We start from the raw sequence: 23,140 nt of genomic DNA on the forward strand, positions 1-23,140 counted from the left end.
AGGTGTTCTCCTCTGGAGGTGGGCATCAGAAAAGGGCCGACACGGACGTACCCGGGACGGCAACCGGGAGGGGCTCTGTCGCGGTGACGGCCAGCCCCGCCGAGAGGGCCGAGTGGTCGGTCAGCCGCGGCGGCGCAGCGGTGCGCGGCTCGTGTACGTAGGCGCAGGTGCGTAGGGCATCGTGCAGCCCGGCCGAGACATGTGCGTGGTCGTACCGGTATCCGTCGCCGGTCTTCCCGACCCAGGAGTATTCCCGCGCCTCGGGGTGGAGGTGCCGGAAGGCGTCTGTGTAGCCGCGTTCGGCGAGGCCGGTGTAGAAGTCGTATTCGAAGGGCTCGAAGAAGCGGTATCGAGGGACGTGGTCCGGCTCCAGTACGTTGAAGTCGCCCATCATCAACCGGGCCCCGGTCTCACCGGCCGGCAGTCGGCTTGCAAGTTCTTCCAGGAATCGCCGCTTGCGTTCCCTCTTGGCCTCGGTGGCATCCCGGGAGGGCACATAGACACCGATCACGGTGAGCGGCCCTTCCTCGGTGTCGACCGTGACCGCGAGTGCCCGGTGCGGTAGGTACTCCAACGCCAGGGGGAATGGGTGCATGGCCAGACGGGACACGATCATCACGCCGCGCTCACGCGCCTGACGCGACGGCAGGGGGAATGCGACGTGATAGCCGGCCCCCTCGAACTCGTTGGCCAGGTGTTCGCACCCTGTGCTGTTCGCTGTCTCCGTGAGGACGAGGATCGCCTCCGGGCGGGCCGCCAGGTAGGTGAGCTGCCGTGCTGCTCGTTCTCGACTGGGGTTGTTGAGGTTGAACGTCAATACGTCCAGCGTCATCGGGGGTCCTTCATGAAGCAGGTGATGGCAGCAACGATCGGGCTGGCGACTTCTCGCGGAGAGCCTGGAGTCGCGTCCACGTCGAGGACACGCGCGCCCTGGGCCCGTAGGTATCGACCGGCCTCGGCGAAGTACGCGAGCTCGATTCGGCTGCCATCCTCCTGCATCTCGTACCGGCTATGGGCGCCTCGGGCCGCGAGCCGGCTTTCGATGACCTCTGGCGGCGCGCTGAGGATCACGGTCAGGTCGGGCTGGATGACACCCTCGTTCAGCAGCCAGACGAAGTCTCGATCGACGCCGTCCATGCACTGAAGGGCCAGTGAACTGGCGATGTACCGGCCACAGATGACCACCTCTCCCCGATCCAGGGCCGGTTGAATCTCCTGCGCGTGCTGGTATCGGCCAGCCGCGATAAGGCAGGCCATCGCCGTACCTCGGTATTCCTGCGTGCCGTAGCGTGCGAGGTCCCCCAAAGGGGTGTCCGTTGGCTCTCTCGTGGCGAGGACCGGTACCCCCTGTTCGGTCAGCATCTGTGCCACGGCGGCCGTGACGGTGGACTTTCCCACGCCGCCCGGCCCTTCGATCGCAACCAGCAATCCCGGCCAGCCCGTCCGTTCGGTCACGAGACACCCACCACGGGCAGCATGCGCGACCGCTTGGGCACGATCGGGCATTGCTCGGTATCGACGGCGCCGATCCGTTCGCCGGCCGCCACCACGGCGGCTGGGCAGCCCTTCCCGCAGGAGCCCGACAGTGAGCAGCCCCCGCAGGTGGGGTTCGCGCCGACGGTCCAATGGTCGCTGAAGCGACCGTACGCATCGAGCTTGGCTGCGACGTCGTCGTCACTCCAGATGTTGCCGACGAAAAAGTCGGTGTCCGGGTGCTGGCTCACCGTTGTTCGGGCCGCGAATACGAGGTAGGGGCAGACCGCTACCCCGCCGTCGGTGAACACGTAGATGATGCTGCCGGCCTCGCAGCCAGCGAGGGGCCGATCGTCGTTGGGGAATCGGATGTGTACGACGTCCAGGTCCTCCGCCGCGGCGGACACGGTCGCGGTCCTGATGTGCCGCATGTGGTCGTCGGGGCGAGCCAGCTTGCGCTGGGAGTTCTCCCCGCGGCCCATGGGGCCCAGCGGATTCATCAGGACGTAGGTAGCGCCTTGCTCTTGGGCGAAGCGCACCAGGTCCTCATACTCGTGGTCTTGTGCCAGATTGTTCGGCGTGCACAGGAGGCCCTGGAGGATGCCCGCCTTGGCAAACCGTCTGACGGTCTCAGCGGTTTCCGTGAACGACTCCGGCTGGCCGCGGAACCGGCTGTGCGACTCTTCTGCGAAGCCGTCCAAGCTGACGTTCATGTGCGCGTCCATCTCGGCCAGGGCGGAGATCTGCGGGTCGGTCACCAACGTGGCGTTGGTGCAGACGCCTACGCCCATGCCGGCTTGGCGGAATGCAGCGGCGATCTCGATCAGGTCGGGGTGCATGAACGGCTCGCCGCCGGTGAGGGTCACACGGGTGACCCGGGCTTCGGCGAGCTGGGGGATCAGCCGCTTGCGGACCTGGCCCAAGGGCATGTAATCGCCGCGTTTCGTCGCGCTGACGAAGTAGTGCGCGCACTTCTCGTTGCACGGCTCGCAGATCTGGATCAGCGCTTTGCGGTGAGGACTGTCGACGGTGGTCCGGAAGTAGCAGGACGACGCCTGTTCAGCGGTGTTGATTAAGCGGGCAGTCACAGCAGTCTCCTTGATGGTCAGCTGGATCGGCAGGGAGGAAGTACCTTGACCTGCCGTTCTGTGCGCGGGTCATGACGCCGCACCTGCCATGAGGGGGCCGGGGCGGTAGGCGAGGATGGCGCGGTGGCCCAAGCCCTCGCACGGGCGCCCGTGCTCGTATGGAGTCGTGGCTCAGGCCGCGGACATGTCGTAGTGCGCGAACCGCTCCCCTGACACCGACTCGGCGACGAGGTCCAGGTCATAGGAGTCGGTGAACTCACGTAGCTCCTGGACGAGGAGCTGCCCGTACGGGGTGAACTGGCCGAGCTTGTCCATGAGGCCGTCGGTGCACTCCCTCAGGGAGTCGCGGAGCTGGTCGACCCGGTCCGTTTTTCCGCGACGTGCTTGCATCAGCATCAGCGGCGGCACAACTGCGCCGGAGTGGAAAGCCTGATCCAGCGGTCGCATGTGGCCGGCGTTCACGGCCGACACGACGCGGTGCTCGTCGCCCGCCAGTTCGCGGACCGGCTTCGTGTAGAGCCGGTATGCCATGTCCGCCAGGTACACGTTCAGATGGACGGCCTGGCGGACGAGTGAGTCTGCGAAGTCGTACACCTGCCAGCTGTCACCGGGGCTCATCGACACCAGGCCCGGCAAGTGTGAAGCGGACGCACTGCCCTTGTTCTTCGAGCTGAAGCACACGATGTCGGTGACGACCAGGTTCACCAGAGCGCCGAGACCGGCAGAGAGCTCCTCGGTGTGGGCGATCGCGGCCTCCAGTTGCCGAAACCATTCCATCTCCTGGTGCGCCTCGGTGTCGGCCAGGCCCTCGACGAGGTGCTCGAAAGTCCGGCCCTTCTCCAGGTGTTGGCCCCACGGGCCTTGCCGGAACTGGACTTCGGTGCCGACTGGCGGGGCAGGCAGGACCCGCATTTTCGAGATGACTCGCCGGTATGAAGTGTCCAGCTCATCGGGCATCGGCTCACAGCCGTGCAGGGCGGTGACGAGGCGGGAGATGGTCTCCTGGGTGTGATCCAGGTTGAGGAAGCGCACAGTCGACTCCTTGTTGCTGGGTGGCCTTATCGGGTGGGCCCGGGGCGGGTTGCCCCGGGCCGGGGCATGCGACCGAGCGCTACTCGGTTCCGCAGCCCATCGTCGAGATGGCCTCGGCGAGGAACGCCGAGACGTTCGTCCGGACGGTCGCCACCTCTGCGGTCACCTCGCCGGTCTCGTTCTGCACGCCTTCGGGCGTGATCGTGTCGTCAGTGGTCACGGTCTTCTCCTTGTTGGTGTTCTCCACCGGGCCATCCGCGGTGGAGTCGTGCCCTGGCCGGCCCCCTCCCCCGGGTTCACCCTCGGGGTGGTTCCGGCCCCTACCCGACGTCCGGGTGGGAGTCGTCGAGCGCGGCCCGTTCCACGCAGGTAGGGCACCGGACCCGGGAGTAGACGACCGCGCTGCTCTCAAAGGTGTCCTCAACCCCTCCTGCCGGTGAGCTCGTCCCGGCGCCACGGCAGCAGGTCAGGCAGAAGCGGTGAGGGGCTCTCGCCTGCGCGCAGGCCCGGCAGAGGGCTTCTTCCGGGTACTCGGCTTGGATCACGACGACCTGCGGGCCGCGCCCGACGAGGTGGAGGCAATACGTCGCCGCCCGTGCCTCGACGGCTTCGGCGAAGGACTGGTGCGCCTCCTTCAGCCACGGCGGCGCCTGGTCGAGCGGCAGGGAGGTCCCTTCACCCGCACCTCTTTGTGCGAGCCATGACGCGGCCTCGGCGCTCGCGGCCTGGAGTTGGTCGTTCCGAGCGACCGCTGCCGGGTCAGGCACGGTCACCACCCCGGCCCATGGCGCTTCCCGCTCGCCGCCCCGTAGAGCGTTCTCGCTCTTGGGTTCCGGCCTCGATCGCCTCGATGAGGAGCCGAACCTCTTCCAGCGTGGCGGTGCCGATGAGGATTTGGTGAGGGCGGTCCGCCGCGCAGCTCGCACAGGCGGGATGCGGGGTGACCTTCACTTCGGGGGAGAGGCGGCGGAGCCGGCCGCGGAGGCGGTCCGCGATCGCCTCGGTGTTGCGCCCGGTGGCCGGGTTCGAGCGGGGCGGATGCGTCCCCCCGAGAACGGTGATCAGGGTGAGGGCGTCAGCTGTGCGGATGGTGCCGATCTCGATGCCGAGTTCGTTGATCGTGGTCTCACTGATCGTCAGCCCGACACCTGTCAGCGCGGTGCTCAGGTGGTGTACCAGTAGGTGCGGCTCGGGCATCTCCTCCCAGATCAGGGCGGCCAGCTTGTGTGCGTCGCCGGGGCTATCCAGGGCCTCCTGTACGGCGCTGATGGCTGCGCGAATCTCCTCGATGCTGGGCTCGGTGCTGGGCTCGTGGTCGGGCGTGGGGCTGGGTGTGGTCATGGTGTGTCCTGGGGGCGGTGCGAGCGAGGCGGTGGACGTGGAGGCCGCTTCCTCCGTCACAGCGGAAGCGGCGCCCGTCATCAGTGCCGGCGGAGTCCTGGGCCAGCACGGGAGGCGTTCCCGAAGATGACGGGAAAACAGGGGCCGAGGGGCCTATCGGAGGCGGCGCCACGCGAGGAATCCGACGCATGTGTCGCGCGTAGGCGTCCTGGGGCGTACGGGTTCCTGCACCTCGTAGCTCGCAGCGATCAGAGCCCGACGAATGGACTCGATACCCGTATGCCAGTGGCGTGCGGCCCCAGGGGGCGCCACCACGCTGTTCGGGTCACGCTGGTATTGCACGGTGGGCTGCCACAGCACCCGTACGCACATCCCGGCGTGCGGCGGCCACCACGCGGGTAGGGCTGGCTCCGCCGACAGCGTCCCCTGAATACGGCGCCGCCCTCGCTCCACCTGTCTCAGCACGCCCCGTACCCGCAGGACCGCCTCACGCTCCGCGGGGGACGGGGGGCCGAAGTGGGTCGAGGCCGGCTCCGAGCCGAACCACGCAGACACCGGGGGCCAGTGCCGATCGCCGGGCTGGCGCCACACGAGGATGTCTTCGTGGGTGTGGAGGGCCGGCGCGCGGTACGGGCCGGTGTTCTCGGCCCAGAAGCCGAGGGCGCGCAGACGCCCCATGATGTCCGTCGTGCGGTCCCTCCAGTGCTCGTCGGCACCAGCCGGGATGAGCCCCGTGCGGCGATCGCGGCGGTACGTCCTGTCCGGGTACCAGCGCACGACGACACACTGCGTTGCGCCCGGCGGCCATGCCTCTTCCGGCACAGGGAGCGTCTGGCACCAGCCGAGCCCCTCGGGCAACGTCTGGTAGGAGACACCGTCGCGGCGGGTCACCGCGGGGGTGAACCCGAGGCCCTGGAGATGCCACTCCACGCTGAACGCCGCCTTACAATCGCGGCCGTGGCGGGGTTCCATATCAATTCCGGTCATGAGCTTCCAGTCGAGAATGCGAACAGCGGGATTGGCTATCAGCTGGTGACGCTGTACGCGAGGACGGCCATAAGGGCGGCGATAGCGATCACGCAGAGAATTTGGCGCATGACCTCGCTCACGGCATCGGCCTTTTGATGCTCGCGGCTTCCGCTTTACTTCGGAAGGGGACTCCCCATTCGGCGAAGCGTCGGTCCAGCCAATCGAGATGGACCCGGTATGCGTCAGCGAGAGCGCGCCGGGGCTCACCGTCCCGATAGCGGCGGATAACGGTCTCCTTCGCCTTGATGACGCGTTTCCTCGACGCGTCGCATTCCTCCCTCGTGCGGCGCTGGGCAGCACGTCGGGCCGCGGCCCCCTTCTCTGCCTGCTGCCTCCCCCACAGCTCCATCGCCTGGGCCCGGCCCCGCTGCGGAACCTGCCACTCGTCAAACCGCCGGCTGAGCCAGTGTTCGTAGACCTCGTACTCCCGGGCGAGGGCACGCCGGGACTCACCGCCTCGATAGCGGGCGACCACGATGGCCCTTTCCTTGACCACGCGTTCTTTCGACGCGGCAATCTCGGCTTTCGTGCGGCGTCGGCCTTCGCGGTTCATGTCGCTCGCCCGGTGAGTCGCGCGAAAGCCGAACGGAGCGGAGAGACTTCAGCGGCCGGCCCGATCCCCGCTGCGATAAGGGCGCCCGGGAGGTCATCGCGCAGACGCAGAATCGTGGTGAGGCCGGTAATGCACAGGATTCTGAGGACCGGCCCCGTGGGGGCGGCTGCGATATACAACCTGCGGCGCTGATCACAGAGGCGGTTATGGAGCGCAATCACCGCTCCGGTTCCGTACGCGTCAAGGAATTCGACACGGGTGAGGTCGAGGACCGCATCGCCCTGGCCCATGCCGGTGTGCGTGTGCAGCCGATCGCGGAGCGCCATTCGGACCTGGTAGTCGACGGTCCCGCCGACCGCGACCACCAGCCGGTTCCCGTACTCCGGAAACCGTTGCAGCCAAGCCTGACCGAAGCGTTCGATCCCGCCCTCGGCTCTGCCGCTTTCCTCGGGTGCAGAGGGCCCTTGAGTGTCCCGACGAGACGGCAGGAAAGTCGAGCGAGGGTGTTTCATCTGAAAGTCCCAGTGGTGCGAGAGATACGGGCAGAAGAGGAGGGCAAAGCAAGGCGAAGGCATCGAGGTGGTCGCCCTGCCGGCCCCGCAGGGAAGCGTCGATTCACGGCCCGGCAGGGCGAGGAGAGGCAGCGCGAAAGGTCTCAGCGCCGGACGAGGGCTCTCCCGATCGGGGAAGGCGGCCACGGAATCCCGTACCCGGGCTCGTGAGAGTGCCAGGGCCAGGCCGTCAGCTCGTATCGACCGGACCAATCGGCGACGTCCAAGCGGAAAGACTGACCGGCCTTGAGGTCCTGCACGATCGGGTGCCGCGCGTCCTCATCGGCGACCCAGGCCCGAAGCCGGGCCGGCGCGTCACCAAGGTCGAGATCGAGGGTGCTCCGGGCATCGATCGAGATGAGGCCAGCCGACCACGGAACATCGGGATCGGGATTCAGCCCGTTCGCGATGAACACCGCCTGCACACACAGCCACCGCATCGCCCGCGCCGCATACGGACTCACGAACGTGCCGAGAACGGACCTACCGGGTTCGGGGTGCCCGGAGGGGTAGCTAGCCACCTCGGCCCGGAACAGAGGCTGCTGCTGGATCAGGGTCACGGTGCCCCTCCGGGGTCTCCCGGTCGGCTCGCGATCCCTAGGTCGGCCCATACCCGCTTGCCCCAGGGCAGCGGGTCAACTCCCCAGTGCCCGTGGCTCAGGACCTGGATCAGTTCCAGGCCGCGCCCGTGTTCCTCGTCTTCATCGGCGTGGTGTCGCTGCGGGGTCTCGCGGGACCGGTCCACGACGGCGACCCGCACCGTGAACGCATCCCGCCGCTGGGTCGTCACCAGGATCGTGTCGAGCCGGGCGTGCTGCACGGCGTTCGCCACCAGCTCGGTCACCACGAGGTGGGCCGCGTCCGCAGCCTCTCCCAAGCCCCATGCGTCAAGGGCCGTCGACACCATCTGCCGCGCGGTCCGCGCGGACTCGGGCTTTCGCGGCATGTTCTGCTTATAGGCGGGTTCCGAGATCACTGACGATGAGGGTTCGGTGGCCATGCGCGCGCTGCTCCTCACGGGCCGAGGATCGAGGGCGCCGTCACCGGCCATGTCCGAGGTAGGTGAGGATGTTCTACCCAGCTCGCGGGTGTGAGGGCTGTCCATCACAGAACGTCCCCCTCGCGGGCGATCCGCTCCCGTCCCACCCCGATCAGCGAGGCGAGCAACGTCGGCGTACACAGCGCCCCCGAACCCCCGGGCGGTAGAACCCACCACGGGCCGTGGTCGTCGGGTTCGCACCGGTTCGGGGCGGGCACCAGCAGGAGCGCCCGAGGGGACTCCACCACCGAGCCCGCCACCCGCCAGATCTCCCCCGCGCTTGGAAGGAGTAACACCGTGTACCCGGCCTCCCGCCCGAAGATCTGCTCTCGGTAGAACACCGGCCCGTCCAGGACCAGTCCGAGCGGGGCACCAACGTCCTCCGGGCCGGGCACGTTCACGGCGGCGTGCACGAGACTCGCGGCCACCGATACCGCGGTGAACACGAGGCCCGGCCGCAGCCACGCCGCCCCGCTTCCCTGCCACTCCCGGACCGCTTGCGGCTCCGACGGGGCAGCAGCCAGGAGCCAGGGCCGACCGACGGCCTGCCGTTCCGAGCCTGTCGTCGCCGCGGAGGGGGCGGCTCCCCCAATCATGAGATGCCGCCCGGCGAAACCGTCTTGCGGGCTCGGACGCTCGGGGTCGGGGCGCTGCCTGCTCGCCGCATTCCGCTGCCCTCGGCTGGCAAGGGACGGATGGGCTGGACGGTGGGGTGTGTATCGAGATCGACCGCGCTCTCCGATGAGAACTGAACGACGGGGCCGACACGCATGGTCTGACTAGGCGCTGAGAGCGACATGAGGCTGTCTCTCCATCAGGTCTGGGCGAGCACTGAAGGGCTGGCATCCCCGTGACCGAAAAGCAGGTTGAGGTAGTGGTCCTGGCCTCGAAGTCACGGTCGTCCACAAGCAGAAAACCGTTCAGACCCCTTCACGAGACAGGCAATTCCCGCCCCAAGCCAGCGCAGGCAACCGGTAATTTTTACCTGGAGAGGTCTACCCAAAGCGGTCGCAGCGCTACGTTAGGTAGATGACGGAGAACGTCCTTCTTGCAGCTCACATGTCAGCAGCAGGGTTGACGCAATGCGAGTTGGCGCAGCGTCTGAACGTCCACGGCGAGCGGTTAACGGGCAAGCCTGCCAACGTCACAGACCGGCACATCCGCAACTGGCTGACCGGAAAAACTCGATGGCCACAAGAGCGGCTGAGGCTCGCTTTGGAGGCAGAGTTCGGAGTCCCCATCCTGGACCTGGGATTCGTGCCCCGCTCGTCGGGCAGCACGAGTGAGGGGGGCCCCTGTACGCCAGCATCGGAGGACCCAGTGAAGCGCCGTACCTTCACAACCGCCACTGCCTCTCTGACAGCAGCCATGCTGCCCGCCCCCATGGCCGTGGCTCGGCCACGCGTGGGTATGCGTGACGTCAGGGAACTCGAAGCGGCGTTCGGCCAGCTCGTTGCCGCAGACAATTCACACGGTGGCACGATCAAGCTGGAGACCCGCGCTCTAGCGTTCGCCCAACATGCCCTGGAGCGGCAGACCGTTGGCTCCGCGACGGATCGAGTCCGGTCCCATCTGTACCGCCTTGCCGCAGCGTTCACTGGCACCGCGCTGTGGGCGGCAGTGGATGACCGGCGCCTGGACCGGGCGCAGCGCCACTTGGAGCGCGCGCTCACCCTTGCCGGGCTCTCCGGGAACGAGGACGTCAAGCTACGGCTGTGGAGTCATGCATCGCTGTTGGCTACGCAGCGGCCAGGGGGCGCGTCCGAGGCGTCCGCCGCAGCTCAGGTAGCCCGAAGCTCTCCAGCCTGCCGTCGCGATCCCTTGTACGCCTCGCTCGCTGCTGCCCGTTTGGCCGGCGTTCATTCTCAATCCGGCGAGGAGAGGATCGCACTGCGAACTCTTGACCAAGCGCGCGCAGCCTTCGACCGTGCCGACCTCGACCTGCCTCGCCCAGCATGGATAGCCTTCTTTGATGAGGCCGAACTCCATGGCCTCTCAGGGTTGATCACTACGGAAGTCGGTCGGCACAGCGAGGCCGAGGCACAGTTCCATCGCGCCCTCGCTCGGCTGCGCCCCCAGTACCGGCGCAATAGGACGTACTACACCGTCCACCTTGCCCTCGCTCAGATCCGTCAAGGCGCCGTCGATCAAGCGTGTGCCACCGCCCTGACTGTCCTGCCCGACCGCGACGGTGATTCACTTACTGGGCGAACGGACCGGCTTTTCGCGCGCTTCGACCGCATCGTCGAGACCAAACGGAGGCCCACATCTGCCGCCGAATGGACGGAGCGCTACACAGAACGAGTGGGGCGACGAACGTGACTATCGAGTTTCGCCAGATCACCTCTGAGCACTTGCCCGTCATCCGTCAGTCGATCCTCGACATCCACGCAGAGGTTCGTCTGCGTGACTTCGGGCTGACCGGGCCTTTCTACGACGTGGCGCGCTTCGACGAACGACTGTCGGTCTACGCGTCCCGGCCCGGTTGGACGGCCGTGATCGGATACGAGGACGACGAGCCGGTCGGCTTCTGCTTCGGGATGCCGCTCGGGGCCGACACCAAATGGTGGTCCGCCATGACCGAGCCCCTACCCAGGGAGTACCTGCGCGAGGACGGCAAGAGAACCCTTGCACTCAACGAAATCGTGGTGCGCAAGCCGTGGCGCGGCAGGGGTGTGGCCTGGCAAATACACGAGGCATGGCTGTCCACCCGAACCGAGGACCGAGTCACACTCCTGGTGAATCCCGCCGCAGGCGACGGAGCCGTACAAGCCGTCTACGAAGCCTGGGGGTACCGGAAGATCGGCGAACAAAAACCATTCCCCGACTCTCCCGTCTTCGCGTCGATGATGCGTCAGGTACGGTCCGACTGATCGAACCTGCGGCCCGGTGACGGTGCAGTGCCACCACGAGGTCACCGGGCGCGGACTACGAGCCTGAGCACCACTGTCCCACCCAACGGGACGCCTACGAGTGGACGCCGATGTGGGCTGCCATGGAGCGCATCTCCATAGTCAAGCTGCGCTTACGGCCCTTGAGGACGTCCTCCATGATGTCTCGCGCCATCGGCTGGTGCTTGATCCAGTTCCCAGCAGTGCGCTTGATGCGGGACAGCTCGTCCATCGCGTCTTGGGTGGACCCCAAGCGCACATGGGCCTGCGCCACATCTAGACGGTGCCTGTTCCAATTGATGCTGGACGGCGTCCCAAACTCCTCCAGGGCACGCGAGGCGAGAATGCCGTCATCTGCCCGCCTCAGAACACCCCTGTAGTCCTCCGCCAGCCCCAGGTCCTCCACGGCCTTAAGCTCGGCTGTGACCGGCCCGAACCGTGACCAGTGCTGCCGGTAGTCGGTGTGCTCTTGGTTCAGCGCGCTCGCCGCCGTCGCGGCCATCCGCCTTGCATCGCTGGACACGTCCGGCCGGTTGTTGCGCACCGCCGCTGCCGCGATCCGCAGCGACAACTCGCCCCACAGGGCTAGTTCGCCGGCACTCGCGGAGGAGAACCGCGGCTCGACCTGACTTGCTGTCACGGTCGCGAGCTTCTCTGCATCGTCGAAGCGATCTTGACGAAGGAGCAGCCAGCACATGCCGACCACCCCTGTTGCGGCCCCGGCCTTGTCGTCGATGTCTCGCGCAACCCGGATGCCCTCCGCCAGCGCGTGATAGGCCATGTCGTACTGCCGCACCTGGGTCAAATACTTCCCGGAGAGCAGCAGAGCCCGTGAACGCATAGCTGCCGCCTCATGCCGCTCCAACTCGTCTTCCGCCACGGAGACGGCAGCTTCAGCGGCCCGTAAGAGGTCGGGCAGCATTCTGGAGACCGACTCATACCGATCGGCGTGATAGAGCGCCTGGCCGTCGTCGATCTGCTGCCACAGATCCGTGGCCACCCCCGCCTCACCCGGATCTATCAGCGTCTTCTCCACCCCTACAGGTGGCATAAGCACCTGCCGAAGCGACATCAACGCCTGCCGGGTGGACTCATCCCCTACGACCGGAGCCGGGGCGCCCGCAGCGAACAGTTGTGCAGTGGTGACCCCAAGAGCACGGGCAAGGCGGCGCAGGGGCTCGACCCTCGCGCGGCCTCCCTTCTCCAACTTCCGGACCACGGATACCGAAACGCCAGCCTCATCGGCTAGCTGTTCCTGACTCCACCCTGCAACGAGGCGATGTGATCGCAGGGGATCTCCTATGCCTGATGACTGAGAGGACATGCTTACGCTCCGTTCTGACGTCGATACTCAAAACCGTACTCAGAACTGCATCCTGCGTGTTCGGCAAAGCCATGCGGAGAGCAGGCCAGGGCCTCCTTCCGCACCGGGCCGTCCAGCGCATCACCGGCTCGCTACCGCGACGTCAGAGGCCCACGACGCGCAGCACGGTGACGATCAGGACGCCGGAGCTGACCTCGTACCGAATGAGCGCAACGCCGCCGATCGCGGCGTCGCGTCGGTCCCGGGAGCCCTTCACCGAACTGGAGCGGCAGCCGTACGGGTCTCGGGCGAGGGCGGCGATGCCAGCGTCGAAGCGTTTACGCGCGTCGGCCGGGAGCGCGTTCCGCCCTACGGCGGCCGGGTCGGCGTAGGCCACGCGGTAGCGGCTCATCCGGCACTCCGGTACTCGTCATCGCCCAAGTCCTCGACGAACGTGACACCCGTGAAGTCTCCGGCCCGGACCCGTTCCACAAGGGCCCGTTCCTCATCGTCGTGCTCGGTCGGGATGCTCATCGCCCACCGGATCAGCACCGTCGCGAGGTCGCCCGCAGGGGTGTTCTCGATCTCGTCGATGAACTTCGCGCGCTCCTCCTCTGACAGTGCCTCGCGGACGCCGCGGATCGTGGCAGGCACCGCCACCGGACCGCCCGTCATATGCATAGTCAAGTGATGTGCTGGCTGCGGCATTTGACTCCATACCATCGATACGTCCCCCCTTGCCCCGGCATCGTAGGAGCGCGGTGACCTGCCCACACGGTCCCACCAGTCAGCGCGTGAAGCCCCCAGGGGGCGCACTCCCCGAGCGCGCACGCCTCGCACGCCTCTCCACGGTGCTTCGACGAGACCCTCACCCACACGCGAAGGCGCCCCGCTCGGTTCCAGAGAGCGGGGCGCCTTCGCGTCAGCACAGCAGCCAGCATGCACGTGGACACAGCAACGGTACGACCCGGGCCCCATCCAGTAGCCCGGACACGCGAAAGCCCAGCCGCTCAGGGGAATGAGCGTCCGGGCTTCTGCGTCACCGCGAGGGCGGCGGCTATCGTGCCTCGGCCTAGCCTCGGGCTTTCACGAGTGGGTTTGTGCGGGTCTTGATCGGATAGGCCGAGAGTGCTTCTGAACTGCAACGATGGGACTTGTCTAGGGTCCTGTCCGCTGCAAGGAAAGAAGCACCCTCCAGGTGAAGAAGCTTATCGGGTCCTACCCGCGCGTCCGCGTCCAGGGCGACGGTGGTGCGGTGGTCTCGCAGGCCGGCGGGGTGCTGCTTGACCTCACCCTGGCGGTAGCGCTGGGCGGGGACTGCCTGTCGGGCGTGGCCGTGCTGCGGGCCGAACCGCAGGTGTTCGGGCCGGTGGCCTGCGACCCCACCGTCTCACGCCTGGTGGAGACCCTGGCCATGGCCGGGCCCCGCGCGCTGACCGCAATTCGCCGAGCCAGGGCCGAGACCCGCGAACGGGTCTGGAAGCTCGCCGGAGCCGATGCCCCCGACGCGAGCGGACAGGTGATCGTGGACATCGACGGGGTACTGGTGCTGGCGCACTGCGAGAAGCAGGACGCGACCGCTACCTGGAAACGGACGTTCGGACACCACCCCCTAGTAGGGCTTGGTCATGTGCGGTCTGTGGCGGCGTGTCTTCTTGATCGGTCGTGTCGTTGACCGGGTGTGCTGAGTGAGGAGTTGGCTGCGGTCCGGTGTGATCTGGAGGACTTCGCTGCGGAGATGTTCGAGCCGTTCGCGCGGGCGGATCAGCGTCGGTGGGGCGGGGTCTATCTGCGTGGTCTGCTGCTGGACGGCGGTCGCAAGTCGGTGGAGCCGATGGCCGCCCGCCTGGGCGAGGACGGTAACCGGCAGGCCCTGGCTCACTTCGTCACCTCCAGCCCGTGGGATGCGGCGCATGTGCGGGCCCGGCTGGCCTGGCGCATGCAGCCGGTCGTCAAGCCCACCGCGTTGATCATTGATGACACCGGGTTCCTCAAGGACGGGGACGCGTCGGCGTGCGTGACCCGGCAGTACACCGGCACCGCGGGCAAGGTCACCAACTGCCAGGCCGGAGTCTCGCTGCACCTGGCTTCCAACGGAGCGTCCACGGCCGTGAACTGGCGTCTGTTCCTGCCCGGGCGCTGGGATCCCGCCTCGCCGAAGGCCGACCGGGCCGAGGTGGCCCGCCGTGACACGTGCGCCACCCCCTGCCCAGGTGGGGCATGTCGAGAAGTGGCAGCTGGCCCTCGACATGATCGACGAGACGCGGTCCTGGGGCATCGAGGTGCCCCAGGTCATCGCCGACGGCGGCTACGGGGACACCGCCGCTTTCCGGCTCGGCCTGGAAGAACGAGGTCTCGATTACGTGGTGGGCATCTCGACCACGACCACCGCGCAACCCGAGGACGCACAGCCGCGCACCCCGGCCTACTCCGGCCGCGGTCCCCATCCGGTTCCGGCCTACCCCGAGCCGGCCCAGAAGGTGAAGAGCCTGGTCATCGCGGCCGGTAAATCTTCCGCACGGCCGGTGCAGTGGAGAAAAGGATCGCGGCCGGGCAGCGGCCGCAGCGGATTCAAGCGCATGTACTCGCGCTTCGTGGCCCTGCGGATCCGGCCCGCCGGACGCGAGATCCGCAAGACAACGGCCACCGCCGGGCTTCCGGTCCGTTGGCTGCTGGCCGAATGGCCCGCCGACCAGGACGAGCCCGTGCAGTTCTGGCTCTCCAACCTGCCCGCAACCACCCCGCTGCCCGTCCTCGTGCGCACCGCGAAGCTCCGCTGGCGCATCGAGAACGACTACCGCGAGATGAAACAGGCCCTCGGTCTGGCCCACTTCGAGGGCCGAACCTGGCCAGGCTGGCACCACCACGTCACCCTCGTCTCGGTCGCCCACGCCTTCTGCACCCTGCAGCGACTGAGCCGATCCCCAAAAGAGACGGCGTCGGCCTGAGCCTCTACCGAGTCATTCGCGAACTGCAGATACTCCTCGCGACCTGGACCGGCGCCTGCCCCACCTGTCACCGCGACATGCCGGACCCCGCACCAACATGACCAAGCCCTACTAGGAGTTGGCGCTCGATCCGGTCGGCGTCCGGGTGCCGCCCCTCCCCCAGCAGCAGTTCAGCCTGCCGCTCCGTCACCACATCCCCGGCCTTGAGCCCGAGCGCGGCCAGGCCCCGGCCCCTCCACACACCGGGCGGGAGACCCGCCTCATCCTGAGCGGCACGCAACGGCGTGCCCGCCCGGCGGCGGCCGTCACCGACCATCACACCCCGGAACAGATAGCGCCACCCATCCCCCGGACGAACCCCCGCCATGCTGATCACCCACCCAGGAAACCCCGCCCATGACCAGCGCAAAAGCACGATCCCGGGTCCTTCCCGCCAGGCGGGAGGCCATCACCAACTCTTTACCGCAGCTCCCGCCAGACGGGCCGCTACGGCAGCACGCGACAGTAGACCGCAGGCGTGTGCACCATCCCGCGCATGAACAACGAACCGTTCTCCGCAGACCTCTGCCCCCTGTGCTCCCGACCGCTCCGCCCAGAGTTCCGCAGCACCCGCCCCTCAGGACAGCAGAACCGCCCGGTCCGCGTCTGGTTCGACCGGTACCACTGCGACCACTGCGAGGCCGCCGATCCAATCAGGAAACAGGAATGGGCGGACATCATGAACGCCCGCCATAAGCCCTGAACCCGACCGTGCGAATACTGCGCCCCCACCATACGAGCCCTACCCACCACGAAACTGCCATCGCCCTCGTCGACGACCCCGGCGGCACCCCTCCGGCCGCCAAGTGATGTGACGCCACACTCCCCAACCAGCACTGGGACCTGCCTGCTCCCATCGTGTAGCGCCAGGTGGGCACTCACTTCACCGTACGTCGCGGGCCGGTTCAGTCGTTGTCCTCGTCGTCTTCGACGGCGTCCGGGCCCAGGAAGGGGCGCGGGCCCCTGGCCGGTTCACCCTGTTCAGCAGCGGTCTTGGCGACCGTCACCTTGTCGGGCAGGTCGGGCACGACCTTCAGGAACGGGGCGGGCGCAGGCTCGGGGATGACGACGGCTTCGGTGATCACGGCTGCGCCACCCTCAAAACGCACCTTTTAAGAGGTGAATTTTGAGGGTGAGTTGTACTTCGACGCATCCCCGATGGATCTGACACGGCCTCATTCCCGCGTCTGGCAGCGCGGCTTCAGTCCGCGTCTACGTGACACCTCTCACACAGGCGGGTTGCGCGGCTTGCATGCTGGCGAGCCAGTGTTCCGGACACCCCGGCAGGAGACGGGAAGTCCATCGGACTCTACGAAACTCGGCGCAGCTCAGTGCGCGCTGGGGCGCGTGGCCGCAAGGATGGCGGTTCATAGGTAGTCCCAGTAGTGGTCTCTGACGGCTCTCGCCACCTCCTTCCGGACTTTGCGCAGCACCCGTTCGAGGGCATCGGGATCGGGGGGGTCGCCGAGGCGGGCGACGGTGCGGGCGTGGGCGACGATGATGCCCGGGGCGCCGCTCCCCCGTCCGGACACGTCCAGTGCGAACGGGCCGTGCTTGTCCTCGCCGTGTCTGACGTACAGCACGGGGTTCTTGTCCGGGCAGTCCAGGAGTCGGCGGATGTGGTGCTCCTCCACTACGGGCGTCCGGGCGCGGTGCAGCGCCTCCCTGACTGTGCCGCGCTGGACGGCGTCCTCGGTGAGGATCGCCTCGATCTCCGCGGTGCCGATCCCGAGCGCGGCGACAGCCGAGGAGGCGTCGCCGCGCTGGACCAGCTTCCCGACGAGCCGGGCTTCGGCGCGCAGCCAAAGCCCTTCCTGGCGGGCGGTCCGGCGGCGGTGCCGCCGGATCTCGGCGCGGGCGGCACGCAGATCGCCGTGGCGGGAGAACGGATCGCTCGGCACCGTCAGCAGGAGGATGTCGGCGTACTCGTCGAGAGCCTTCTGGTCCCCTTCGAGGTCGGCGTAGTAGGTGAGGTACTCGGGAACCTCGGGGTCGTAGAGGCGGAGGTGGCGGCGGTACCCGAAGTCGGCGCCGGTGATGTGGTCCATGCGGTCCAGTAACCAGTGGGCGGATTCGCTCGCCCGCGCTGCGGCGGCCACAGGGGTCAGATGCTCCACTGTGCAGTGGTCGTCGACGGTGTCGTGGTACGCCCACCAGATGGTACGGGTCTCGGGGTCGAGGACGATGGTGTCCGTCATCGCGCCGAGGGCGGTGCTCAGGTGCAGCAGCGTGTAGGCCCGGTCGCTCGCTTTCCGCTGTATGTAGGTCTCGGCGTCCTCCATGCTGCCGAGCGTGGCGGTGGAGAGGATTTCGGAGTGTGCGGCGTCCATGGCGTGCTGAATCCCCTTGTGCGTCGGCGGACGGATGCCGCGAATTACGTCCCGGCATGTATCAATCTCGGGGCGGGATGGCGGTTTCCGGCCGCCTGAATGGCCGGACCACGACACTGTGCCGATGGCCCGGCCCCGGATCGCTTCAGTCCTTCAGGGGCCAGCTATCGGGGTCGCGGTCCCAGTCCTGCGGGCGCAGGGCCCGGTCCAGGGCGGCGAGTGCCGGTGCCTTCGTCGGCCAGGTGGCTGATCCGCTGCAGCTTCACCGGCCGGACGAACACACTCGGTCGACGCCCCATGACCACCTCCAAGATCAGTCCCTGGGGACAGTCTGCTGGCCGACGGGCAGCAGGTCGATTACCCGGCCAAGGCTGCATGACAAACCACTAGCTAGGCCTCTCCAGCCCCTTCCCTCTCACAGGGCTTGCCCTGTTCAGGATCGGCGGCAGGAAGGCGGTGCATACCCCTGGACTTGGGGAGGAAGCGGGTCAAGACTCGCGGGATGAACGACGAGAACGGAAGCAAGGACTCCGGCGTCGGCCCAGCCGCATTCGTCGGCCTCTACATGCAAACCCTCCGCGCCCGCATGGCACCCGCGGAATACAAGACACTCGCCACAGCGGTCAACGAGTTCTGCCGCCTGATCCCCAGGGGCGGTAACGGCTCCTTCGAGATCGATGACACCGAGTTCACCCCAGGCATCCACCGGGAACTCATGACCGTCATCACTATGCTCGCCACCGGCCGCGCCGACCACCACTACATCGACATGCCCGGCCCGAACGGAACGTTCGGCGGAGCCATGGTCCAAGCCGACATCGCCAACGACCCCGAACAACTCGCCGCCGTCCGAACCAAGCTCAACACCTGGTGGGCGCAGCGGGAAGCCGAAGACGCGACGCTGGATGGCATCGCCCGCGCCAGTGGATTGGGCCCTCGGCGGTGAGCGAGGCAGCGGGTCCGGAGCTGCGCAGTCCGGCCCGTTGGCGTGGCCCCTGGCTCGGAAACACCCCAGGCCAACCGCCTCGCCGTACACCAACAAACCACCCACCCAGCGTCAGAATCCTTGTGTTTCCCTGCCGGCTTGGACGGGCGGGGCACTTGCCTTGCCAGGAGCCGACAATGCCGCGTACGAGGTTCTTGGGTAGACGAATGGGCTGCGTCAGCGGCCCCGCGTCAAACCTGTGCGTCCCCTTTCAGGTGGAGCCGCTGACCGCTTGCGCAACCAGGTGGTGCGTTGGAGCCCAGCCCAACCGATGGGTACTGAAGCGTGACCCGGTGATACCAGCCTGGGCCGAAGCCGCTGCTGAGGAGGTCCCCACATGTGGCGACCGACCTCGAGCATCTTCCACCGCATCTCCACGCGAGGAGTCGGTGCCCGACGGGCATCACGTCCCTGGGGGCTGGGCCTTGAAAACGTCGTGCCTCTCAGGATGCCGACAGGATCGCGTCCCCCAAGCCGCCGACTGCGCTGCGTCTCTTCGGGGTTCCCGACTTGACCAGAGCGCAGGTGATCTTTACTTGGTCCTGCCCGGCGATATCCACCGATAATTCGGTGGTAGCACTAGATCGGATACTCACGGGCTTGCCGATCTGATTGCCGGCCGAGTTGAAGACCTTGATCGAGCCGATCGAGCCGATGGCGTTGTCGGTGTCGGCCGGAATACCCACCGTGGCCGTCAGCCGCTTGTAGCCGCTGACGTTGTACACCGCCTCGTCCCCACTGGATGTGTTGCAGCCGAGCCGGATACTTTTGGGGTAGTTGGTGCCGAGCATGGTCACCGGCGTTGTGTCCACATAGCCGCGGTCACTAACCCGAGAGAGATCGGCCAAGTAGACCTGCGAAGGCTGTGACGCTCCACTGGTCTCCCCGCCGCTCGTCGGCCAAGCGCTGGGCTCGCTGATATCCCCCGAAGGCGAAGGGCTGGGCGTCGCCTCGGCGGACGCTGTGACGGTCTGCGTCGCCGTGACGGTGGTCGTTACCGCCGGCTCGGCGGCCCGTTCAGAAGACGATGTGCCAGCATCGGTCACGCGTCCCCCGACGAACCCCGTCACCACGGTCGCGACGAACACCACCGTCAACTCCACCCACCGCGGCCCGAGCTGCCACCGTGAACGCTCCGGCTGCTTCTTGCTGAGATCCATTCCACCCCTTGTAGCCGTACCTGCTCACGTCAGGCGGGAAGGACTCCGTCGACGCTTACGTATGAGACAACACACTAAGTCGGAAGAGTGCAAAGCGACCGAGAACCGCCCCTCTCGTCCCAGAGCGCGCAATGCAAAGGGGCCTCAAGAGGCTTAAAGGAGGCGCCAGTTCACGGATCGTGTACGAAGAGACACGACCACGCCGCACGAGGCGGCAGCAACTCTTCCCTAGCACCAGATTCAGTGGACGGGCTCGGTCAAGTGCAGCGCCTCGTCCTCGGGAGACTCACCGAGTCCATCCCCCAGAGTTTCCGCTCCCAGCAGGGCGTACAACTCGTGGTCGGTCTTGTTCCAGTAGCTCTCGACCATGGTCATGGCTCCCGCCTCCGCACGCTTGTACTGCGACCAACTGGCCCGATGCTAAAGGTGCGTTGGGGTCGAGTGTGGCCACGATTGGTGGTAGCAGAGGTTCCGGATCGGGCACCCAGACCGGCCGCTCGATCCCGGCAGGATAGGCACCACACTGATCGCTCAGTCGGGCGTGGTCGAGCCCGCTAGCCACCGCGCGGATGCATGCAGCCCGACTGCGCGAGGCCGACCGAGCGTTCCACCAGGCTGGAGCAGTGCCTGGGAGAACCAATCGGTCTGTGCGGGGTCTTCAGGTAGTTGCCCAGATATGTGGTCGCTTCGCCGTCGCTCAAGAGGGCTAGACCGTCCGTTGGCGGCGTTCTCCCTGGGCTGTCTGACGAGAGGAAAGTCATCGATGTGGATACCCCCGGACGCTCGACAGTTCTACGTGACCGGCGCTACTCCATCTGGTCCTGTCGCGCGGTTCGCATGCCTAAGACATCCCATTCGATGGATTCGAGCCTGGCATGTGGGGGTACTCGAAGGCATGGTCCTCGTACCTGAGGGGGGACCACGCTGGCGGACAACCCACCTCTGCTGGTTCCAAGCGTCCCGCGATGACGAGCGTGTCGGAGTTGACCCTGCCACCGTTGACGAGGCGCTCGTTCAGTGCATGGTCGAGCGGAAGTGCCGTTTCGATAGCTCCGTCGGGGTCGCGCAGAACCGCGTGCCGATTCAGGAAAGCCCGGCCGGTAGTTGCGTCGTCCCGTCGGTATGAGCAGAGCTGGCCTGCTCTCTCGTCAGGTTCTTGACGCCGGACAGGTCCGCGCCCCGAAGGTCCGCATCCTTCAGGTTCGCGTCGGACAAGTCTGTCCCGCTCGGGTCCGCGCCGGTTAGGTTGATGCGAGTCATTTCCACGCCGGTCAGCTCCGCCCCGGACAAGGTCGAACCGTGCAGGTTCGCTCCAGACAGATCCGCGTTGGTCAGGTTCGCGTGGATCAGGGTCATGCCGGAGAGCTCCGCGCCCCGCAAGACGGCCCTGTGCGGCGGGCCCGACGTGACAAGCTCGACACTGTCGAGCCGAGTGCCGCACATGTCCAGGCCGAAGTCCCTGTCGTGTGCGGAGTCACGGAAGGCCAGGACGGTCAGGGCCGCGCGCACATTGGCCGGGACGTCCTGGCCTTTGATCGGCCAGGAGACGTCAGAGACCGAGTAGGACTCCTTCTCAGCGGTGTGGCTGCGGACATAGGCGTTCAGGACGTTACAGATGGTCGGATGGTCGCGAGGAGAGTCCTTCATGATCCGCTGAAAGGCGTAGATGCCGCCGAGGCGTGTGTCCAACTTGTCGGCGCCGAGGTTCTCCACAGCCGCGGTGTACCGGTCGGTGATCTGTCCTTCCTTCGTCAAGGCCCGCTCCTGCCGGGCATGCTCGTTCGCATGACGCGTCTGGTCAGCCGAGTACCACAAGCCCGCGACCGCGACGACAGAGGCCAGCAGGACCGACATCAACTCGACCCGCCGCGCCCAGTCCAAGCCCGCCGATCCTGGCGGGACCGGCGGGACCGCATCGGCCTGCGTTCCGGGGCGGCCTCCCCGGAACGGCTCTCCCTGGAGCCGGGCATGCCGGCCCGGACAGTGGGACGAGTGGTACGGCGTAACCGGCGCGGACGTGATGGAGGCAGAGAAGACATAGCGCAGGGGATCGCGAACACCCCGGAACCCGATACTCCAGAATCCCCCGCAGCCGGGGCCGAACCAGTTGAGGGCCTCCCGGAGGAAGGCGGTCATGTCCAGCCAGGCGGGCGGGACGTGGGCCTCGCGCAGGGGCGGGGTCGATCAGGTCGGGGAAACCGGTCCTCACGGCAGGCTGCCAGCGCTCGTCGGTGGGCGGGTGGTTGTTCGTCGGTGTGGTCACAAGTGGGGTAGGCGGGGTGTGAGGTGATCCCCGGGGTGTGGTCACACCTGACAATGGACTTGTTGATCCTGGAAGGTGTAGATCCACGTGGCAAGGCCCTCGGAATGCAGTGCGAAGTTCCGGTCCGACGCGCTCGCTTTGTGGCGGGCTTCGGCCGGCAGGCGGACGTATCGGGACGTCGCGGCTGATCTGAACGCCAACCCCGAGACGCTGCGGACCTGGGTGCGTGACGCCGGCGGCCGTCCGGCCGTCTCCAGCGCGTCCCAGGACACTGAGGCCGAACTGGCCCGGCTGCGGGCGGAGAACACCAGGCTGGCCAAGGCGGAAAAGGAATGGCAACTCGAGCGGGAGATCCTGCGACGGGCAGCCGCCTGTGTCGCGCGGGAGATGAAGTGAAAACCGCCGCTTGGGACTTCGTCCCCGCCCACGCCGAGATGTTCGGCATCAAGCGGACATGCCGGGTACTGGAAGTCTCCCGCTCGGGCTACTACCGCTGGATCGCCGGCGCCCCGGCGCGGGCGGAGCGCCAGGCCGCCGAGGACGCCCTGGTCGAGGAGATCCGCGAAATCCATGGTGAACACCGCGGGGAACTACGGCGCGCTCCGGGTCCACGCCGAACGCGCGGCTTCGGCCACACGGTCAACCGCAAACGGGTCGCCAGACTGATGCGCAAGCACGGCATCATCGGCCGCCACCTGCGGAAGAAGAAGCGCACACGATCGGCAAGTTGCGCTCTGTCGCTGGCAGGGGCGAAACCGTGGCGGTGTCGCGGGACTGACAGCCGGACCTGCGTGCCGCAAGGCTTACGGCGCACGACTCCGGGGCATGTCCCCGGAGTCCGGACGCGGTAGGTGACGGAGGCCACGAGTATCGTCCGGCGGTCAGGGGGAGCATGGGCGCATGGACACCGTCGGCGTTGCCGCTGCGAGGCGCGTGGACAGTCCCGCACCCGCCCTCAGGCGAACTGGGGTGCGGAAGGTCGCGCCGGGAGAAGGGACTTGACGGACAGACCCACGGAGCACGTGGCCTGACGTACGACCCGGGCCGCTTGGCATGCGGCCCCGGCGAGCGAGCGCACGCACTCCACAGCACCGCGAACGAACATCCTCTTCCTG

At 67.2% G+C, this 23,140-nt stretch carries 28 protein-coding genes and 2 pseudogenes; 8 read left to right on the top strand and 22 right to left on the bottom strand.

What is annotated here, in order from left to right; genetic code table 11:
• Nucleotides 1-25 precede the first annotated feature (25 nt).
• The 13 genes from OID54_RS38030 to OID54_RS38090 form a co-directional block, all read right to left on the bottom strand.
• Nucleotides 26-832 (bottom strand): endonuclease/exonuclease/phosphatase family protein, encoded by an 807-nt coding sequence (locus OID54_RS38030; RefSeq protein WP_329028115.1) that lies wholly within the window; start codon nucleotides 830-832, stop codon nucleotides 26-28.
• Nucleotides 829-1,455: a dTMP kinase gene (gene tmk / locus OID54_RS38035; RefSeq protein WP_329028117.1), complete on the bottom strand. Its 627-nt coding sequence runs from the start codon at nucleotides 1,453-1,455 to the stop codon at nucleotides 829-831. The genes OID54_RS38030 and tmk overlap by 4 nt, the downstream gene beginning before the upstream one ends.
• Nucleotides 1,452-2,561, bottom strand: coding sequence for a radical SAM protein (locus tag OID54_RS38040; RefSeq protein ID WP_329028119.1), 1,110 nt, complete (start codon nucleotides 2,559-2,561; stop codon nucleotides 1,452-1,454). Before OID54_RS38040 ends, tmk begins: the two co-directional genes overlap by 4 nt.
• Before the next feature lie 171 nt (nucleotides 2,562-2,732).
• Nucleotides 2,733-3,593 carry a hypothetical protein gene (locus OID54_RS38045; protein WP_329028121.1) on the bottom strand — a complete coding sequence of 287 codons (861 nt, stop codon included), beginning with the start codon at nucleotides 3,591-3,593 and terminating at the stop codon, nucleotides 2,733-2,735.
• A gap of 79 nt (nucleotides 3,594-3,672) precedes the next feature.
• A complete protein-coding gene (locus OID54_RS38050; RefSeq protein ID WP_329028123.1) occupies nucleotides 3,673-3,813 on the bottom strand; it encodes a hypothetical protein in 141 nt (46 codons plus the stop codon).
• A gap of 100 nt (nucleotides 3,814-3,913) precedes the next feature.
• Complete coding sequence (locus tag OID54_RS38055) at nucleotides 3,914-4,360, bottom strand: hypothetical protein (RefSeq protein ID WP_329028124.1); 447 nt, start codon at nucleotides 4,358-4,360, stop codon at nucleotides 3,914-3,916.
• On the bottom strand, nucleotides 4,353-4,934 hold the full coding sequence (locus OID54_RS38060; protein ID WP_329028126.1) for a hypothetical protein: 582 nt from the start codon (nucleotides 4,932-4,934) through the stop codon (nucleotides 4,353-4,355). The genes OID54_RS38055 and OID54_RS38060 overlap by 8 nt, the downstream gene beginning before the upstream one ends.
• Before the next feature lie 153 nt (nucleotides 4,935-5,087).
• Entirely contained in the window at nucleotides 5,088-5,921 is an 834-nt protein-coding gene (locus OID54_RS38065; RefSeq protein WP_329028128.1) for a hypothetical protein, read from the bottom strand.
• Between the two features lie 118 nt (nucleotides 5,922-6,039).
• Nucleotides 6,040-6,516, bottom strand: a complete 477-nt coding sequence (locus OID54_RS38070; RefSeq protein WP_329028130.1) for a hypothetical protein — start codon at nucleotides 6,514-6,516, stop codon at nucleotides 6,040-6,042.
• Complete coding sequence (locus OID54_RS38075; RefSeq protein ID WP_329028132.1) at nucleotides 6,513-7,028, bottom strand: STAS domain-containing protein; 516 nt, start codon at nucleotides 7,026-7,028, stop codon at nucleotides 6,513-6,515. The genes OID54_RS38070 and OID54_RS38075 overlap by 4 nt, the downstream gene beginning before the upstream one ends.
• Before the next feature lie 143 nt (nucleotides 7,029-7,171).
• A complete protein-coding gene (locus tag OID54_RS38080) occupies nucleotides 7,172-7,627 on the bottom strand; it encodes a hypothetical protein (protein WP_329028134.1) in 456 nt (151 codons plus the stop codon).
• Nucleotides 7,624-8,067 (bottom strand): ATP-binding protein, encoded by a 444-nt coding sequence (locus OID54_RS38085; RefSeq protein ID WP_329028136.1) that lies wholly within the window; start codon nucleotides 8,065-8,067, stop codon nucleotides 7,624-7,626. Before OID54_RS38085 ends, OID54_RS38080 begins: the two co-directional genes overlap by 4 nt.
• Nucleotides 8,068-8,171: 104 nt before the next feature.
• Nucleotides 8,172-8,702 carry a hypothetical protein gene (locus OID54_RS38090; RefSeq protein ID WP_329028138.1) on the bottom strand — a complete coding sequence of 177 codons (531 nt, stop codon included), beginning with the start codon at nucleotides 8,700-8,702 and terminating at the stop codon, nucleotides 8,172-8,174.
• Nucleotides 8,703-9,426: 724 nt separating this feature from the next.
• Between OID54_RS38090 and OID54_RS38095 the strand changes: the two genes are divergently transcribed.
• Both OID54_RS38095 and OID54_RS38100 read left to right on the top strand, forming a co-directional pair.
• Nucleotides 9,427-10,428: a hypothetical protein gene (locus tag OID54_RS38095; protein ID WP_329028140.1), complete on the top strand. Its 1,002-nt coding sequence runs from the start codon at nucleotides 9,427-9,429 to the stop codon at nucleotides 10,426-10,428.
• Nucleotides 10,425-10,979: a GNAT family N-acetyltransferase gene (locus tag OID54_RS38100; protein ID WP_329028141.1), complete on the top strand. Its 555-nt coding sequence runs from the start codon at nucleotides 10,425-10,427 to the stop codon at nucleotides 10,977-10,979. The genes OID54_RS38095 and OID54_RS38100 overlap by 4 nt, the downstream gene beginning before the upstream one ends.
• A 94-nt stretch (nucleotides 10,980-11,073) precedes the next feature.
• Here OID54_RS38100 and OID54_RS38105 read toward each other — a convergent pair whose 3' ends face one another.
• The 3 genes from OID54_RS38105 to OID54_RS38115 form a co-directional block, all read right to left on the bottom strand.
• Nucleotides 11,074-12,321 carry a helix-turn-helix domain-containing protein gene (locus OID54_RS38105; protein ID WP_329028143.1) on the bottom strand — a complete coding sequence of 416 codons (1,248 nt, stop codon included), beginning with the start codon at nucleotides 12,319-12,321 and terminating at the stop codon, nucleotides 11,074-11,076.
• A 142-nt stretch (nucleotides 12,322-12,463) separates the two neighbouring features.
• Complete coding sequence (locus OID54_RS38110) at nucleotides 12,464-12,712, bottom strand: hypothetical protein (protein ID WP_329028145.1); 249 nt, start codon at nucleotides 12,710-12,712, stop codon at nucleotides 12,464-12,466.
• Nucleotides 12,709-12,975: a hypothetical protein gene (locus tag OID54_RS38115; protein ID WP_329028146.1), complete on the bottom strand. Its 267-nt coding sequence runs from the start codon at nucleotides 12,973-12,975 to the stop codon at nucleotides 12,709-12,711. The genes OID54_RS38110 and OID54_RS38115 overlap by 4 nt, the downstream gene beginning before the upstream one ends.
• A 523-nt stretch (nucleotides 12,976-13,498) precedes the next feature.
• Between OID54_RS38115 and OID54_RS38120 the strand changes: the two genes are divergently transcribed.
• On the top strand, nucleotides 13,499-13,975 hold the full coding sequence (locus tag OID54_RS38120; protein WP_443055831.1) for a transposase: 477 nt from the start codon (nucleotides 13,499-13,501) through the stop codon (nucleotides 13,973-13,975).
• A gap of 6 nt (nucleotides 13,976-13,981) precedes the next feature.
• A pseudogene (locus OID54_RS38125) lies at nucleotides 13,982-15,248 on the top strand (IS701 family transposase).
• Nucleotides 15,249-15,360: 112 nt separating this feature from the next.
• On the opposite strand, the pseudogene OID54_RS38130 reads toward OID54_RS38125, so the two are convergent.
• Nucleotides 15,361-15,564: pseudogene (locus OID54_RS38130) on the bottom strand (relaxase domain-containing protein); the annotation flags it as partial.
• A gap of 219 nt (nucleotides 15,565-15,783) precedes the next feature.
• Between OID54_RS38130 and OID54_RS38135 the strand changes: the two are divergent.
• Nucleotides 15,784-15,990, top strand: a complete 207-nt coding sequence (locus OID54_RS38135; protein WP_329028148.1) for a hypothetical protein — start codon at nucleotides 15,784-15,786, stop codon at nucleotides 15,988-15,990.
• Nucleotides 15,991-16,192: 202 nt separating this feature from the next.
• Here OID54_RS38135 and OID54_RS38140 read toward each other — a convergent pair whose 3' ends face one another.
• Together OID54_RS38140 and OID54_RS38145 are read right to left on the bottom strand one after the other, a co-directional pair.
• Entirely contained in the window at nucleotides 16,193-16,372 is a 180-nt protein-coding gene (locus OID54_RS38140) for a hypothetical protein (protein ID WP_329028150.1), read from the bottom strand.
• 282 nt (nucleotides 16,373-16,654) lie between these two features.
• Nucleotides 16,655-17,617 (bottom strand): hypothetical protein, encoded by a 963-nt coding sequence (locus OID54_RS38145; RefSeq protein ID WP_329028152.1) that lies wholly within the window; start codon nucleotides 17,615-17,617, stop codon nucleotides 16,655-16,657.
• Between the two features lie 502 nt (nucleotides 17,618-18,119).
• Between OID54_RS38145 and OID54_RS38150 the strand changes: the two genes are divergently transcribed.
• Entirely contained in the window at nucleotides 18,120-18,563 is a 444-nt protein-coding gene (locus tag OID54_RS38150) for a hypothetical protein (RefSeq protein WP_329028153.1), read from the top strand.
• Between the two features lie 482 nt (nucleotides 18,564-19,045).
• Here OID54_RS38150 and OID54_RS38155 read toward each other — a convergent pair whose 3' ends face one another.
• The 3 genes from OID54_RS38155 to OID54_RS38165 form a co-directional block, all read right to left on the bottom strand.
• Nucleotides 19,046-19,762, bottom strand: a complete 717-nt coding sequence (locus tag OID54_RS38155; protein ID WP_329028155.1) for a hypothetical protein — start codon at nucleotides 19,760-19,762, stop codon at nucleotides 19,046-19,048.
• A gap of 240 nt (nucleotides 19,763-20,002) precedes the next feature.
• Entirely contained in the window at nucleotides 20,003-20,137 is a 135-nt protein-coding gene (locus tag OID54_RS38160; protein WP_329028157.1) for a hypothetical protein, read from the bottom strand.
• 708 nt (nucleotides 20,138-20,845) lie between these two features.
• Nucleotides 20,846-21,616, bottom strand: coding sequence for a pentapeptide repeat-containing protein (locus OID54_RS38165; RefSeq protein WP_329028159.1), 771 nt, complete (start codon nucleotides 21,614-21,616; stop codon nucleotides 20,846-20,848).
• A gap of 496 nt (nucleotides 21,617-22,112) precedes the next feature.
• Here OID54_RS38165 and OID54_RS38170 point away from each other — a divergent pair, with 496 nt between their 5' ends.
• Nucleotides 22,113-22,421 (top strand): transposase, encoded by a 309-nt coding sequence (locus tag OID54_RS38170; protein ID WP_329028161.1) that lies wholly within the window; start codon nucleotides 22,113-22,115, stop codon nucleotides 22,419-22,421.
• Nucleotides 22,418-22,876 carry an IS3 family transposase gene (locus tag OID54_RS38175; RefSeq protein WP_329028163.1) on the top strand — a complete coding sequence of 153 codons (459 nt, stop codon included), beginning with the start codon at nucleotides 22,418-22,420 and terminating at the stop codon, nucleotides 22,874-22,876. The genes OID54_RS38170 and OID54_RS38175 overlap by 4 nt, the downstream gene beginning before the upstream one ends.
• Nucleotides 22,877-23,140: the final 264 nt, after the last annotated feature.

The organism is Streptomyces sp. NBC_00690, assembly GCF_036226685.1.
Taxonomy (GTDB): domain Bacteria; phylum Actinomycetota; class Actinomycetes; order Streptomycetales; family Streptomycetaceae; genus Streptomyces.